Origin of the sequence: Rhizobium sp. IY2 (assembly GCF_047532935.1) — a bacterium.
Lineage (GTDB): Bacteria > Pseudomonadota > Alphaproteobacteria > Rhizobiales > Rhizobiaceae > Rhizobium > Rhizobium anhuiense.
In genome coordinates this window covers 254,611-267,107 of the sequence record NZ_JBLKNU010000002.1, presented here as the reverse complement: position 1 = coordinate 267,107, position 12,497 = coordinate 254,611, and the positions used below count along the sequence as shown (strand labels likewise).

Here is a 12,497-nt window from a genome sequence, read left to right as displayed (position 1 = left end):
CAAACAAGGAGAACTCGAAATGCAGGTACTCGTCAGAGACAATAATGTCGATCAAGCACTCAGGGTCTTGAAAAAGAAAATGCAGCGCGAAGGGCTGTTTCGTGAAATGAAGGAACGACGCGCTTATGAGAAGCCGTCCGAACGGCGTGTCAGGGAAAAGGCGCAGGCGATCAGCCGGCACCGCAAGGCCGCACGCAAGAAGATGCAGCGTGAAGGTCTGATCGCCGCGCCAAAACGGGCGGTGGCCGCCCGTTAGCGACCCATTCCGACCGGGTTTCGGCGGTTACATTCCCTGAAAGGAACAGACAATGGACGAACTCAATAGCCTCACCGTTTCGGAAGAACGCCTCGAGGATTGCCGCGATGTCGTGGAGCCGGATCTGCAGGATCTGATCCAGAGTGCTTTGACATCGGGCTTTTCCCGGGAAGAAATCCTCATCGCCGTCAGCGAACTGGTCGCGGAAGACTTCGCAATGGTCATGAAAACCCCAAGCGTCCATTGAGGCGCGGGCGCAGTGGCTATCAGAGCGTGGCTGCCGGCGCGGAACATCGGTCGCGGCAGATGGTTACTCCGTCTCCTTGACAGATGGAGATGATGATGGCCGAGCATGACGATGCGATGCGGGTATGGGAGCTGATCGACAAGATCGGGTTTTGCATGCTGACAACGCGCAGTGGCGACGATCTCAGAGCCCGCCCGATGTCCGCCTATACCGCGCAAATCGAGAACGCGATCTATTTTCTGACGGATGTCAGCAGCCACAAGGACGATGAGATCGTTCGCTGGCCAAATGTGTGCCTGGCCTTTGCCGACACCAAGGGACAAAAATATGTTTCCGTGTCAGGCACAGCCGAAGTGCAGAACGACCGCGACAAGATCAGGGAATTATGGGCGACGCCGGCAAAGGCGTGGTGGGACAATCCTGCTGACCCCTCCATCCGCATCCTCAAGATTACCCCTTCTTCGGCAGAATATTGGGACAGCCCGGGCACCATCATCAGCTATATCAAGATGGCGGCCGCCGCGGTCTCGAACAGCAAACCCGATATGGGCGACAATGCCGAGGTCAAACTCTGACGCTGAGATACGTTTTGCAGACGACGGGCCTTAGGCCTGGTTTGCCGATGCCTTGACGAAGTCGATGAAGGCCCGCAGCGGTGCGGGCACCAGGCGCCGACCGGGATAATAGAGGAACGGCCCGGAAAAGCTCTGCCACCACGGTTCGAGGATGGGTTCGAGCGCACCGCTGTCAAGATGCGGGCGCAGCCAGTCCTCGAAAACGGAGATGATCCCCGTGCCCGATATTGCGGCGTCGACGGCAAGATCCATTGCCCCGCCGACCCTGACGATCAATGGTCCGGTCGGTTCGACCCGTACCACCTCGCCGTCTCGCTCGAATTCCCATGGGGACGTCAGCGCACCGCTGGCAAAACGACCCAGCAGACAGGCATGGCCGAGCAACTCGCGCGGGTGTTGCGGCCGGCCACGGCGGTCGAGGTAATCGGGCGAGGCCGCGGTGGCAAAACGCTGGATGCGGGGCCCGATCGGCACTGCGATCATATCCTGCTCCAGCCGCTCGTCATAACGGATGCCTGCATCGCAGCCGGCAGCCAGCACGTCGACGAAGCTCTCCTCTGCAACGACTTCCAGCCGAATGTCGGGATAGGCGGCGAGGAATGGCGGAATGATGGCCGGCAGCACCAGCCGCGCCGCGCTGACCGGCACGTTGAGCCGCAACGCACCAGCCGGCCTGTCCCGAAATCCGTTGACCACATCGAGGGCAGACTCCACCTCGCTCAAGGCAGGGCCAAGCCGCTCCAATAGACCCTTGCCCGCTTCGGTGGGGACGACGCTGCGCGTCGTGCGGTTGAGCAGCCGAACACCGAGCTCGGCCTCCAGGCGTCGCACCGCTTCGCTGAGGAAGGAGGCGCTGCCGCCGCTGGCGCGCGCGCCCTCGCGAAAACCGCCGGCCCGCGCCACGGCAACGAAAGCATTGAGATCACCCAGGTCGACTTTCATTGTTCGCCACTCCGCACAACCCGTGCGGTTTGTACCTGATTATCCCACGCGTCGACAGCGCCTATCTTGGTGTCATCTCTTGAAAGGAGTGAGACCATGTCCATTATCGATCAGGCCGGCAGTTTCAATCTCGGCGGTCGCAGCGTGAAGCGGCTCGGCTACGGCGCCATGCAGCTTGCCGGCCCCGGCGTGTTCGGCCCGCCCAGGAATCATGGCGCGGCCCTGGCCGTGCTGCGCGAGGCGGTGGAAAGCGGCGTCAATCACATCGACACCAGCGACTTCTATGGCCCGCACGTCACCAACCAGATCATCCGTGAAGCGCTCCATCCCTATCGCGACGATCTCGTCATCGTCACCAAGATCGGCGCCCGCCGCGGCACGGACGGATCATGGATTCCGGCCTTCTCGCGGGAGGAACTGACGCAGGCAGTCCACGACAATCTCCGCAATCTCGGCCTCGATGTGCTTGATGTCGTCAATCTCAGGATCATGTTCGACGTGCACGGCCCAGCCGAAGGGTCGATCGAAGCACCGCTGACGGTCCTCGCCGACCTGCAGCGGCAAGGTCTGGTTCGTCACGTCGGGCTGAGCAACGCCACATCGAGGCAGATCGCCGAGGGCCGCGGGATCACCGAGATCGTCTGCGCGCAGAACCAGTACAATCTGGCGTATCGGGCCGACGACGAGCTGATCGACGATCTCGCCCGCGAAGGCACCGCCTATGTGCCGTTCTTCCCGCTCGGCGGGTTCACCCCGCTGCAGTCGTCCACCCTGTCCGATGTCGCCGCCCGCCTTGATGCCACGCCCATGCAGGTGGCGCTCGCCTGGCTGCTGCGTCGCGCGGAAAACATCCTGCTGATCCCGGGCACCTCGTCCGTCGGCCATCTCAGGGAGAACCTCGCCACCGCCAGCCTCGCACTGCCGGATGACGCCGTCTGGGAATTGAACCGCATGGCGGATATCGCCCCCTGACGGTATCGCAAGGTCACACGTGATCCATCGCTACGCCACATCTCGCATGGCGTAGCGGCACAATTCTGGGCCGCCGATTGCGGCTCTACTTCAATAGCGCTCCGGTACGAGCATTTCAGGCGGAACCGGCGCCCTGTTGTAATCGGCGTGACGGATGCGGTCCGGCAACTGGATCTCCGGTTTCGGAACATCCTCGTAAGGGATCTGCTCGAGAAGATGGGCGATGCAGTTCAACCGCGCCCGTTTCTTATCCACGGCCTGTACCACCCACCAGGGTGCATCCTTGGTGTGCGTGCGCGCCAGCATTTCTTCCTTGGCCTTGGTGTATTCCTCCCAATGGACACGGCTCTCCATGTCCATCGGCGAGAGCTTCCATTGCTTCAGCGGATCGTGGATGCGCATCTTGAAGCGGAATTCCTGCTCTTCGTCGGTGATCGAAAACCAGTACTTGATCAGCACGATCCCGGAACGGACCAGCATCCGCTCGAATTCAGGCACCGAGCGGAAGAATTCCTCGAGTTCATCAGGGGTGCAGAACCCCATGACGCGCTCGACACCGGCGCGATTGTACCAGCTTCGGTCGAAGAGCACCATTTCACCGGCTGTCGGAAGATGCGGGACATAACGCTGGAAATACCATTGATGCCGCTCCCGCTCGGTCGGGGCGGGCAGCGCGACCGTCCGGCATACGCGCGGATTAAGCCGCTGGGTCACGCGCTTGATCGCGCCTCCCTTGCCGGCCGAATCCCGACCTTCAAACAGTACCACCACTTTCAGCTTCTTATGCTGAACCCAGTCCTGCAGCCGCACCAGTTCATGCTGAAGCCGGAAAAGCTCCCGGAAGTAGATCTTTCGCTCGAGCGTCTGCTCCGCCGGTTCCGACATTCCTTCGGCGACCAGATCGTCCAGCCGGTCTTCTTCCATCTGCATTTCCAGCTCCTCATCGAAGCTGTCGGCGATTTCGGCCTTGATCCGGTTGAGCTGGTCCTGATGTGATTGCGACATGGCCTTTTCCTTTTGCTTCTTTTGAAAGGAGCATGTCAGTGCGAAGTTTGTGTGACGACCACTTCGCGAAGACCAAAACGGCTACTTGCCTCTCTCGTTCCACGCACTCGGCAGAAACAGGTGCCGAGTGGGATGAGTGCGTCTACAGCTGCCCTGCTCGGTATTGCTGGACAAGGTTCCGGCAGGCGCGGATCGTCAGGGCCATGACGGTGAGCGTCGTGCCGGCGATGCCGCTGCCGGGAAAGGCGCTGGCATCGGTGACGATCAGGTTCGGCGCATCCCACACCTGGTTGTAGGGATTGAGCACCGAAGCCTCCGGGGTTTCGCCCATGCGCGCGCCGCCCGTCTCATGAATGGCCGCGCCCATGCACATGGTCTTGCGGAACCATGTGCGGAACATGAAACGGCTGAAGGCATCGGCTTCGGGAAAGGCGCCTTTGCCCATCTCCTTGAGGCCGGTGGGCGAACCAATGAATTCGAGGTCGCCGCCGACCTCCTTGATCATGGCAATCAGCGTTTCTTCCTGCCTTTTGAGCAGCGCCTGCTCCTCCTCCTGCATGACGCAGCGGATATGCGGCACGGGAATGTTCCAGGCATCCCTGCGCTTGGCGTCGAGCGTGATGCGATTGTCGGCATAGGGCAGCATTCGGCCGAAACCAAAGAAGGCGAGACGCGCATCTGCGTCCGCGGAGACCGGCGCCCGGCCGACGCTTCCCTGGTAATCGAAATCGCCGCGGGCGGCGTCGCCCTCGCCGAAGCGGGGAATGAAGATCCCGCCCGACGGATTGTAGAACGGGTCGGTCGGCGCGGACTCGTCCGTCGCCCAACCCTTAGCCTTCGAAAAGGAGCCGAACGCGAGACACGGAAGCTGATCCATGAAATAGCGGCCGAGGGCGCCCGAACCGTTGCCAAGCCCGCCCGGATGTTTCGCCGAAGCCGAATTCAACAGCAATCGCACGCTCTCTATCGGCGAGGCCGAAAGCACAACCATCGCAGCCCGCGCGGTCGATACTTCGCCCGTATTGCGATCGATGAACTCCGCGCCGGTGGCGCGGCCCGTCTTCTCATCCGTGGTGATGCGACGAACGACGGCGTCGTAGCGGACGCTCAGCTGGCCGGTCGCCTTTGCTTCGCGCAGCGGTCGCGGCATGCGGTCGGCATCGGGCGCGATATAACGCCAGGAGACGACGTTCCGCTCCGGCCAGCGGCTTTCCACCGCCTGCTTAAAGGTCTGTTCGGCCGGCGTCAGGCTGGCCGGCTTCGCATAGACGCCGTCCGGCAGTGTGGCCACATTGTCCTTGTTGCCGTAGAGCCCGAGATAGCCCTCAACCTCGTCGTAGAAAGGCGTCAGCTCTTCATAGGAGACCGGCCAGTCGATGCCCTTTCCCGTGCGCGAGCGGAGCTTGAAATCGTCGTCGGTCCAGCGCAGCAGCACCCGGCCGAAACTGTGGAGGCGCCCGCCGCCCTGGCGGCCGCGGATCCACAGGAAGGGCGCGCCCTTCGGCGTCGTATAGGGGTTCTTGCGGTCGTTGACGAAGAAATGGCTGAAACGCTCGGTGAAAAACGCCGCACGCGCCTGGATCGGCTGGCCCTTGAGAGTGGCGCGCGCGCGCTCCCAGATATTGATGCTGCTTGCCGGCGCCTTCTTGCGGGCGGGATCGAAATCCTTCGGCCCGACGGCGGGACCGGCCTCGAGCAGCAGCACCGACAGTCCTTGGGCCGTCAGTTCTTTGACCGCAAATGAACCCGCGGCGCCGGAGCCGATCACCAGCGCATCATAGACGATCTCAGCCATGTCTTTTCAAATCCTGTCCTGGAGGCAATCCTCAAAACGGCGCGAAACGCGCCCGGAATTGCGGGAAAACAAAGGGACGGCACATCACAGCCGCGATCCATCGGCGCCGAAGAGGGACGCCTTGGCGATATCGAGCCCGGGAGCCAGAGCATCACCGGGCTCAAGGGTCACGTCGCCCATCAGCCGGAGCGAGAGGCTTTGGTCTGCCCAGTCGAACCAGACAACAGCATCCGGGCCCATCGGCTCGACCACAGAAACGCGGCCGGGAATGGTGGGCAGGCCACTGGTGAACCCATCGAGCACAAGGTGTTCCGGGCGAAAGCCGAGTGTAGCCGGGCCGTCCGCCGCGACGGCACGGAAAGAATAACCGGAAAGATCGATGGTCAGCCCGTTACCCCGGAAGACCGGCGCCCCGACGCTGCGCTCGATCCAACCCTCGATGAAATTCATCGCCGGAGCACCGATGAAGCCGGCAACGAACAGATTGGCCGGGCGGCGGTAGATCTCGGCCGGGGAGGCGAGCTGCTGGATCACGCCATCGCGCATGATGGCGATGCGGTCGGCAAGCGTCAGGGCCTCGACCTGGTCGTGGGTGACATAGATCATCGTGTTGCCGAGGCGCTGATGCAATTTCTTGATTTCGACGCGCAATTCGTTGCGCAGTTTGGCGTCGAGGTTCGACAGCGGTTCGTCGAACAGGAAAACATCGACTTCGCGCACCAGCGCCCGGCCGATGGCGACGCGCTGGCGCTGGCCGCCCGAAAGCGCGGCCGGGCGCCGGTCGAGCAACTTGTCGAGGTGGAGGAGAGCGGCGGTGCGGGCAACACGCGCCTCGATCTCGGCCTTCGGCAGGCCGGCGACGCGAAGTCCGAAGGAGAGGTTCTTGCGGACCGACATGCGGGGATAGAGCGCGTAGGACTGGAAGACCATGCCGATGCCGCGATCCTTCGGCTCCTCCCAGCTGACGTTCTTGCCGGAGATCCAGACCTCACCTGATGTAGTGTCCTGAAGGCCGGCAATAGCATTCAGAAGCGTGGACTTGCCGCAGCCGGAAGGGCCGAGCAGCACCAGGAACTCTCGTGGCGCGATGTCGATCGACATCTTCTCGATCACCGTATGGTCGCCATAGGCGATCTTCAGATCCTTGACGGAGACGGCAGATTGCATGGAAGCGTTACCCCTTGACGGCGCCGGCCGCGATGCCGCGCACGAACCAGCGGCCGGACAGGAAATAGATGGCGAGCGGAACAATGGCGGTGAGGATGGTCGCCGCCATGTTCACGTTGTAGGTGCGCTCGCCCATCGTGGTGTTGACGATATTGTTGAGCTGCACGGTCATCGGCAGGTTGTCGCGCCCGGCAAAGACGAGACCGAGCAGGAAGTCGTTCCAGATGCCGGTGAACTGCAGCATGGAGACCACGACGACCATCGGTACGGCAATCGGCAGCATGATCTCGAAAAAGATGCGCCAGAAGCCCGCGCCGTCGACGCGCGCCGCCTTGCAGAGCTCTTCCGGCACGCTGACGAAATAGTTGCGGAAGAGCAGCGTCACCAACGGCAGGCCGAAGATGACATGCACGAGGATGATACCCGCCAGCGAATTGTAGAGATCGATATTCGCCATCGCCCGGACCATCGGATAGAGGAAGATCTGGTAGGGGATGAGGCCGCCGGCCATCAGCAGACCGAAGAGCAGGTTTGCCCCGCGCGGCCGCCAAAGCGACAGCGCATAACCGTTGACGGCGCCGATGAAGACCGAGAGCGCGACCGAGGGAAGGGTGATCGCCACCGAATTCCAGAAGCCGCTGCGAATGCCGACGCAGACGGTTCCCATGCAGGCGCCCGACCAGGCGGTCATCCAGGCAGAGAAATCGAGCGTCGCCGGCAGGGAAAAGATCTGCCCGAGCCGGATTTCGTCCATGGACTTCAAGGAGGTGACGACCATGGTATAGAGCGGCAGAAGGAAGAACAGTGCGGCGACGACGAGGAAGGCATAGAGGCCGATGCGCCCGGCGGTGATCCGTGCCGGTTTCGGCCCGTTCGGATGAGGATCGGCCATCACGCGGCTCCCTTCGCTTTGTCGCGCATGTGCATGATGTAGCGGAATGGGGCGACGGCGATGATCACGCCGAGGACAAGCACCGTCGCGCCGGCTGTGGCGAGGCCGAGGTTCTGGCGTCCGAACAGATTGTCCATGATGAATTTCGCAGGCACCTCGGTCGCATTGCCGGGGCCGCCATTGGTCATGGCGACGACGATGTCATAGGTCTTGATCACGCCCATGGCGAGCAGCATGCCGGCGGCGGCCAGCGCCGGCCCGAGCTGCGGCAGGATGATCGAGACATAGATCCGCCAGACGGGAATGCCGTCGATCCGCGCCGCCTTCCACTGCTCGGCCTCGATGCCGCGCATGCCGGCGAGCGCAATGACCATGACCAGCCCCGCGCCCTGCCAGACGCCGGCAAGCACCAGCGCATAGATCGCCATGTCGCGGTTGACCACCCAGTCGAGGACGAAGCTTTCCCAGCCGAGCGAGCGCACGCTTGCCTGGATGCCGAGCGTCGGATTGAGCATCCATTGCCAGATCAGTCCCGTCACCACGAAGGACATGGCGTAGGGATAGAGGAATATGGTCCTAAAGGCGCTTTCGAAACGGATCTTGCGGTCCAGTGCTGCGGCCAGCAGGAAGCCGAGCAGCAGACAGCCTGCGACGTAAAGGACGCCGAAGATCAACACGTTTTGCAGCGATGCCAGCCATTTGGCGGAAGAAAACAGCTTCGAATATTGGGCGAAGCCGACATAGCTCGAGGACGGAAAGAGCGTCGAATTGGTAAAGGACAGCCGGATCGACCAGGCCATGGTGCCGATGAAGACCACGACCGCAACGAACCATGTCGGCAGCAGCGCGATGGTGGCGGAAAGATTGGGCTTGCGTTTGACGGACATCGGCCAGCTCGTTGACGGAATGGAAAGCAGGGCTGGCGCCGCCGCGCGAGGCGGCGCCCGGCAGCTGTGGCGTCGGGTCAGACCGACGCCACAGTCACTATCCTACTCGAAGATGGCGAAGAAGTTTTCGGCCGCAGCGCCTGCATCGTTCGAGCCGCCGCTCCAATATTCGTCGACGAAATCGTCGAGCGCACCGACCTGCTGGGGCGTCAGCACGATCGCCTGATCCGGCACGATGGCGCCGGCGCTCATCAGCTCGACGCCCTTCTGGGCGCAGGCGTCCAGCTTCGACTTGTCGACGTCGGCGCGCATCGGAACCGAGCCCTTCTTGAGAGCAAATTCGACCTGGATGGTCGGGTCCATGACGACTTCGGCGAGCAGTTTCTGGGCCTTGTCGGTTTCGGCCTTGCCTGTTTTGGGGAACCAGAGGGCGTCGGCGATGTAGACCATGCCCTTCGACTCCGGAACGATCATGCAGCCGTAGTCCTTGCCCGGCTCCTTGCCGGCGACGGTGAATTCGCCTTTGGCCCAGTCGCCCATGAACTGCACGCCGGCTTTGGCGGTGATCAGCATGGCGGTCGCGTCGTTCCAGTTGCGGCCGGCGGCACCCGCGTCGACATAGCCGCGCAGCTTGCCGAGGATTGCAAGGGTCTTTTTCACGCCCTCGACCGATGCCGGGCTCTTGTCCTTGTCGACATAGATCTTCAGGAATCCGTCGATGCCGACCTGCGAGAGCAGGATCATGTTGAAGACCTTGGTCTGCTGCCAGGGCTGGCCGCCCCAGGCGACCGGAACCATACCGGCAGCCTTCAGCTTGTCGAGATCGGCAAAGAGCTCGTCCCAAGTCTTGGGCTCTTGCGCGATGCCGGCCTTGCCGAAGGCTTCCTTGGAATAAAAGAGCCAGCTTTCGCCATGGGCACCGGTCGGCGCAAGGTAGACCTTGCCGTCATAGGAGATGAGATCATGGATCGATTTCGGCAGGGCGTCGGCCCATTTGCCGCCGGCGGCCACGTCGTCGATCGGATTGAACAGGCCCTGGTTGATGAAATCGGCGGCAGCCAGCCCGATGACGCCCTGCTTGGCGCCGGGCGCGTCACCGGCGACGATGCGGTTCTGGAAGGCGGCATCGGCGGCACCGAAGCCGGCGATCGAGGAATCCTTCCAGACGCCGCCGCGTTTTTCGAACTCGGTCTTGATGACGTTGAGGGCCGCCGCTTCGCCGCCCGACGTCCAGGACGACATGATCTCGATCGTCGGCTTGTCCTCGGCATGCGCCGAGGTCATGAGACCGGCGAATGCCACGCCGGCAAGAAAAAGCTTCATCATGGTCTTCATAGTTCCACCTCTTGAAAATGCCCTCTTTGCGGGGCGTTTGTTGTCGTCGGAATTGTTGTCAGCGATAGATCGGCAGGAGCGCCTGCCGGACGAGCGTGAGCCCGTTGGCGATGTCGCGGACGGGATCCGGCGCGGCATCGAGTTCGAGGATCGCCCAGCCTTCATAGGCCCGGTCGCGCAGCAGCCGGATCCAGGCCGGCCAGTCGACCCGTCCGAGGCCGAAGCTGCAGAAATAGGGCTGGTGGCGTTCATGGATATGCTTGTCGATCGGCGTGTCGGCGGGCATCGGGCCGATCGCATCCTTCCAGTGGGCGATGATCATGCGCTCTTGATGGCGATCGACGAGTTGGACGGGATCGGAGCCGGCAACGATGATGTGGGCGGTGTCCGGACACATGTGCACATAGGCCGGGTCGGTCAAAAGCATCATCAGATCGACGTCGCGCGCGGCGGCAAAGATCGAGTGCGCCTCGGTGTGCAGCGCAAGCCGTACGCCCTTGGCATGGAGGGTCGCGCCGAGCCGGTTCAGAAAATCGGCGATCACCTTGGCGCGGTCGAAATCATGGAACTGCACCGGCTGGGCGCCGAGCGTCTGGCGTAAGGGCGCGCCGATCACCATGATGTCGCTGCCGCAGGCTTTCAGGAAGTCGGCATAGCGTTCCGCCTTGTCGATCAGCGCGCGCTGGGCCGCGGGCTCGGCGAAGTCGCCGGCCGCCTCAAGTTCCGCAAAGAAACCGCTGCACAGCGTCAGACCGCGTGTTGACAGCTCGGCTGCGAAAGCATCGACGGAACCACAGGTCTTGATCGCGTCCTGCCAGTTGAAGGGAGAAAAGGTCAGCTCGACGCCGGTAACGCCGGAGGCCTGGACACTGTCGAGGATCTTGTCCCAGAAGGCCCGCGGCTTAGCGCGTGCATGGTCGACGATCGCATCGTGGCTGTCGACGCCCCAGAAGCCGGGATGGAAGAATGTCACGAGATCGACGCCGAAGCGCAGCCTATCGCCAGAAGTCATAACCTATCCATTTCTCGAGGCATGACCTACCCGCGTGCGGAAGGAGAGTTCCGCATCCAATAAGCCATGGATTTTCAACGCATTAAGAAATGGCAATCGTTTGCCATGACTAGATAATAGCCAAGCCGGTTTTTTAAGCAAGCGGTTTTTGGCAAACGTTTGCTAAAAACCGTCGCCTGTCCTAGAGTTGCAAATCGAAGCATCCGGGAGAATGAAATAAACATGAACAAAAACAAGGATGTGGCCGGAGAGGAACCATCGGGCGCTTTGATGGCCGATGTTGCCAGGCTCGCCGGTGTGGCGATATCGACGGTCAGCCGGGCGCTCGCCAATCCCGGACGGGTCAACGAAAAGACGCGCGCCAAGATCAACGCGGCGGCCAAGCAGCTCGGCTATACGCCGAACGCCATGGCGCGCGGTCTCAGGGTCGGCAAATCCAACATCATCATGATCATCCTGCCGGGATCGCTCTATTACGGCGTCTCCCAGATCATTCCGCAAGTGTTGCAGAGCATCAACAAGTCGCTGATCCAGGGTGGCTATAACCTGATGATCGCCAACCTCGATCGCGACGAGATTTCCGAACGGCATATTCTCGACCTGGCATTCGGCGGCAGCGTGCGCGGCGCCATCATCCTGTCGTCGAAGCTTCCGGAGGTGGACGGACGCTCGCTGGCGAGCTCCGGCCTGCCGATCGTGTCGATGCTGCTCGACATGAGCGATGCCGGTCTGCAGAGCGTGGTTACCAACGACCGCGAGGCGGTACGCGACGTCACGGCCGAACTGATCCGGCTGGGCCATCGACGGTTCTTCTATCTCGCCGGGCCCGAAGGCAATTATCACGATGTCGAGCGTTATGCCGGCGTGCTCGAGGCGCTCGGGGCGGCCGGCCTGTCCGAGGAGCTGGTGCGCCGCTCGGGCGGTGAACTCGGCTATCAGCGCGGCTTCGACATCGGCGTTCAGGCAGCAGACGATTTCGCGCAACTGACCGAGAAGCCGACAGCGGTGATCGCCACCAGCGACGACATGGCCATCTCATTTGTCAGCTGCATCCAGCGGGGGGGCTTGCGCATTCCCGATGATCTGTCCGTCGTCTCCTTCGACGGCTCGCCCGTCTGCGAATTCTCCTCACCGCCGCTCTCGACGATCGAGCAGCCGGTGGAAGAGATGGGACGCGCGGCGGTCGATCTCCTGCTCGACGCCATTGACCAGCGGCAAAAGACGGCCATTGACCAGCGGCAAAAGACGGCGGAGGTCCGCACCGTCATCCGCAGCAGGCTTATTCTGCGGGAGAGCATCGCCGCCCCGAAGAGCTGACGATGACGAAACCGGCCTCGCTGGCGAGATGCCCCATCGGGCGCTGATTGCACTCCATCAAAACTTCGTCTGACCCCATCAGTCTGCACGTCGTG

Annotated in this window: 13 protein-coding genes; 5 read left to right on the top strand and 8 right to left on the bottom strand. The window is 62.2% G+C overall.

What is annotated here, in order from left to right; translation table 11 throughout:
• The first annotated feature begins 19 nt into the window (after positions 1 to 19).
• From rpsU to ACMUVN_RS09970, 3 genes are all read left to right on the top strand, one after another.
• Positions 20 to 256 (top strand): 30S ribosomal protein S21, encoded by a 237-nt coding sequence (rpsU, locus tag ACMUVN_RS09980; RefSeq protein WP_028755950.1) that lies wholly within the window; start codon positions 20 to 22, stop codon positions 254 to 256.
• Between the two features lie 52 nt (positions 257 to 308).
• A complete protein-coding gene (locus ACMUVN_RS09975) occupies positions 309 to 503 on the top strand; it encodes a hypothetical protein (protein WP_028755951.1) in 195 nt (64 codons plus the stop codon).
• 95 nt (positions 504 to 598) lie between these two features.
• Entirely contained in the window at positions 599 to 1,078 is a 480-nt protein-coding gene (locus tag ACMUVN_RS09970) for a pyridoxamine 5'-phosphate oxidase family protein (protein WP_063475827.1), read from the top strand.
• A 30-nt stretch (positions 1,079 to 1,108) separates the two neighbouring features.
• Here ACMUVN_RS09970 and ACMUVN_RS09965 read toward each other — a convergent pair whose 3' ends face one another.
• The gene (locus ACMUVN_RS09965) at positions 1,109 to 2,020 is read right to left on the bottom strand and encodes a LysR family transcriptional regulator (RefSeq protein ID WP_028758240.1); all 912 of its coding nucleotides are present in this window, start codon (positions 2,018 to 2,020) and stop codon (positions 1,109 to 1,111) included.
• A 96-nt stretch (positions 2,021 to 2,116) separates the two neighbouring features.
• Between ACMUVN_RS09965 and ACMUVN_RS09960 the strand changes: the two genes are divergently transcribed.
• Complete coding sequence (locus ACMUVN_RS09960) at positions 2,117 to 2,992, top strand: aldo/keto reductase family oxidoreductase (RefSeq protein ID WP_414815076.1); 876 nt, start codon at positions 2,117 to 2,119, stop codon at positions 2,990 to 2,992.
• A gap of 90 nt (positions 2,993 to 3,082) precedes the next feature.
• On the opposite strand, the gene ppk2 is transcribed toward ACMUVN_RS09960, so the two are convergent.
• The 7 genes from ppk2 to ACMUVN_RS09925 form a co-directional block, all read right to left on the bottom strand.
• Positions 3,083 to 3,997 carry a polyphosphate kinase 2 gene (ppk2, locus tag ACMUVN_RS09955; RefSeq protein WP_063475825.1) on the bottom strand — a complete coding sequence of 305 codons (915 nt, stop codon included), beginning with the start codon at positions 3,995 to 3,997 and terminating at the stop codon, positions 3,083 to 3,085.
• Between the two features lie 142 nt (positions 3,998 to 4,139).
• On the bottom strand, positions 4,140 to 5,792 hold the full coding sequence (locus ACMUVN_RS09950) for a GMC family oxidoreductase (protein ID WP_047614675.1): 1,653 nt from the start codon (positions 5,790 to 5,792) through the stop codon (positions 4,140 to 4,142).
• An 84-nt stretch (positions 5,793 to 5,876) separates the two neighbouring features.
• Positions 5,877 to 6,959 (bottom strand): ABC transporter ATP-binding protein, encoded by a 1,083-nt coding sequence (locus ACMUVN_RS09945; RefSeq protein WP_414815075.1) that lies wholly within the window; start codon positions 6,957 to 6,959, stop codon positions 5,877 to 5,879.
• Positions 6,960 to 6,966: 7 nt separating this feature from the next.
• Positions 6,967 to 7,851 carry a carbohydrate ABC transporter permease gene (locus ACMUVN_RS09940; protein WP_028756034.1) on the bottom strand — a complete coding sequence of 295 codons (885 nt, stop codon included), beginning with the start codon at positions 7,849 to 7,851 and terminating at the stop codon, positions 6,967 to 6,969.
• Positions 7,851 to 8,738 (bottom strand): carbohydrate ABC transporter permease, encoded by an 888-nt coding sequence (locus ACMUVN_RS09935; RefSeq protein WP_028756035.1) that lies wholly within the window; start codon positions 8,736 to 8,738, stop codon positions 7,851 to 7,853. Before ACMUVN_RS09935 ends, ACMUVN_RS09940 begins: the two co-directional genes overlap by 1 nt.
• 102 nt (positions 8,739 to 8,840) lie before the next feature.
• Complete coding sequence (locus ACMUVN_RS09930; RefSeq protein ID WP_028758237.1) at positions 8,841 to 10,073, bottom strand: ABC transporter substrate-binding protein; 1,233 nt, start codon at positions 10,071 to 10,073, stop codon at positions 8,841 to 8,843.
• 58 nt (positions 10,074 to 10,131) lie between these two features.
• On the bottom strand, positions 10,132 to 11,085 hold the full coding sequence (locus ACMUVN_RS09925; protein WP_414815074.1) for a sugar phosphate isomerase/epimerase family protein: 954 nt from the start codon (positions 11,083 to 11,085) through the stop codon (positions 10,132 to 10,134).
• A 222-nt stretch (positions 11,086 to 11,307) separates the two neighbouring features.
• On the opposite strand from ACMUVN_RS09925, the gene ACMUVN_RS09920 reads away from it, so the two are divergent.
• Positions 11,308 to 12,402: a LacI family DNA-binding transcriptional regulator gene (locus ACMUVN_RS09920; RefSeq protein ID WP_063475821.1), complete on the top strand. Its 1,095-nt coding sequence runs from the start codon at positions 11,308 to 11,310 to the stop codon at positions 12,400 to 12,402.
• Positions 12,403 to 12,497 lie beyond the last annotated feature (95 nt).

What these genes read in the sequence shown, in the direction of transcription:
- rpsU (WP_028755950.1), top strand. Translation starts at nt 20, where the DNA reads ATGCAGGTACTCGTCAGAGACAATAATGTCGATCAAGCACTCAGGGTC.
- ACMUVN_RS09975 (WP_028755951.1), top strand. Translation starts at nt 309, where the DNA reads ATGGACGAACTCAATAGCCTCACCGTTTCGGAAGAACGCCTCGAGGAT.
- ACMUVN_RS09970 (WP_063475827.1), top strand. Translation starts at nt 599, where the DNA reads ATGGCCGAGCATGACGATGCGATGCGGGTATGGGAGCTGATCGACAAG.
- ACMUVN_RS09965 (WP_028758240.1), bottom strand. Translation starts at nt 2,020, where the DNA reads ATGAAAGTCGACCTGGGTGATCTCAATGCTTTCGTTGCCGTGGCGCGG.
- ACMUVN_RS09960 (WP_414815076.1), top strand. Translation starts at nt 2,117, where the DNA reads ATGTCCATTATCGATCAGGCCGGCAGTTTCAATCTCGGCGGTCGCAGC.
- ppk2 (WP_063475825.1), bottom strand. Translation starts at nt 3,997, where the DNA reads ATGTCGCAATCACATCAGGACCAGCTCAACCGGATCAAGGCCGAAATC.
- ACMUVN_RS09950 (WP_047614675.1), bottom strand. Translation starts at nt 5,792, where the DNA reads ATGGCTGAGATCGTCTATGATGCGCTGGTGATCGGCTCCGGCGCCGCG.
- ACMUVN_RS09945 (WP_414815075.1), bottom strand. Translation starts at nt 6,959, where the DNA reads ATGCAATCTGCCGTCTCCGTCAAGGATCTGAAGATCGCCTATGGCGAC.
- ACMUVN_RS09940 (WP_028756034.1), bottom strand. Translation starts at nt 7,851, where the DNA reads ATGGCCGATCCTCATCCGAACGGGCCGAAACCGGCACGGATCACCGCC.
- ACMUVN_RS09935 (WP_028756035.1), bottom strand. Translation starts at nt 8,738, where the DNA reads ATGTCCGTCAAACGCAAGCCCAATCTTTCCGCCACCATCGCGCTGCTG.
- ACMUVN_RS09930 (WP_028758237.1), bottom strand. Translation starts at nt 10,073, where the DNA reads ATGAAGACCATGATGAAGCTTTTTCTTGCCGGCGTGGCATTCGCCGGT.
- ACMUVN_RS09925 (WP_414815074.1), bottom strand. Translation starts at nt 11,085, where the DNA reads ATGACTTCTGGCGATAGGCTGCGCTTCGGCGTCGATCTCGTGACATTC.
- ACMUVN_RS09920 (WP_063475821.1), top strand. Translation starts at nt 11,308, where the DNA reads ATGAACAAAAACAAGGATGTGGCCGGAGAGGAACCATCGGGCGCTTTG.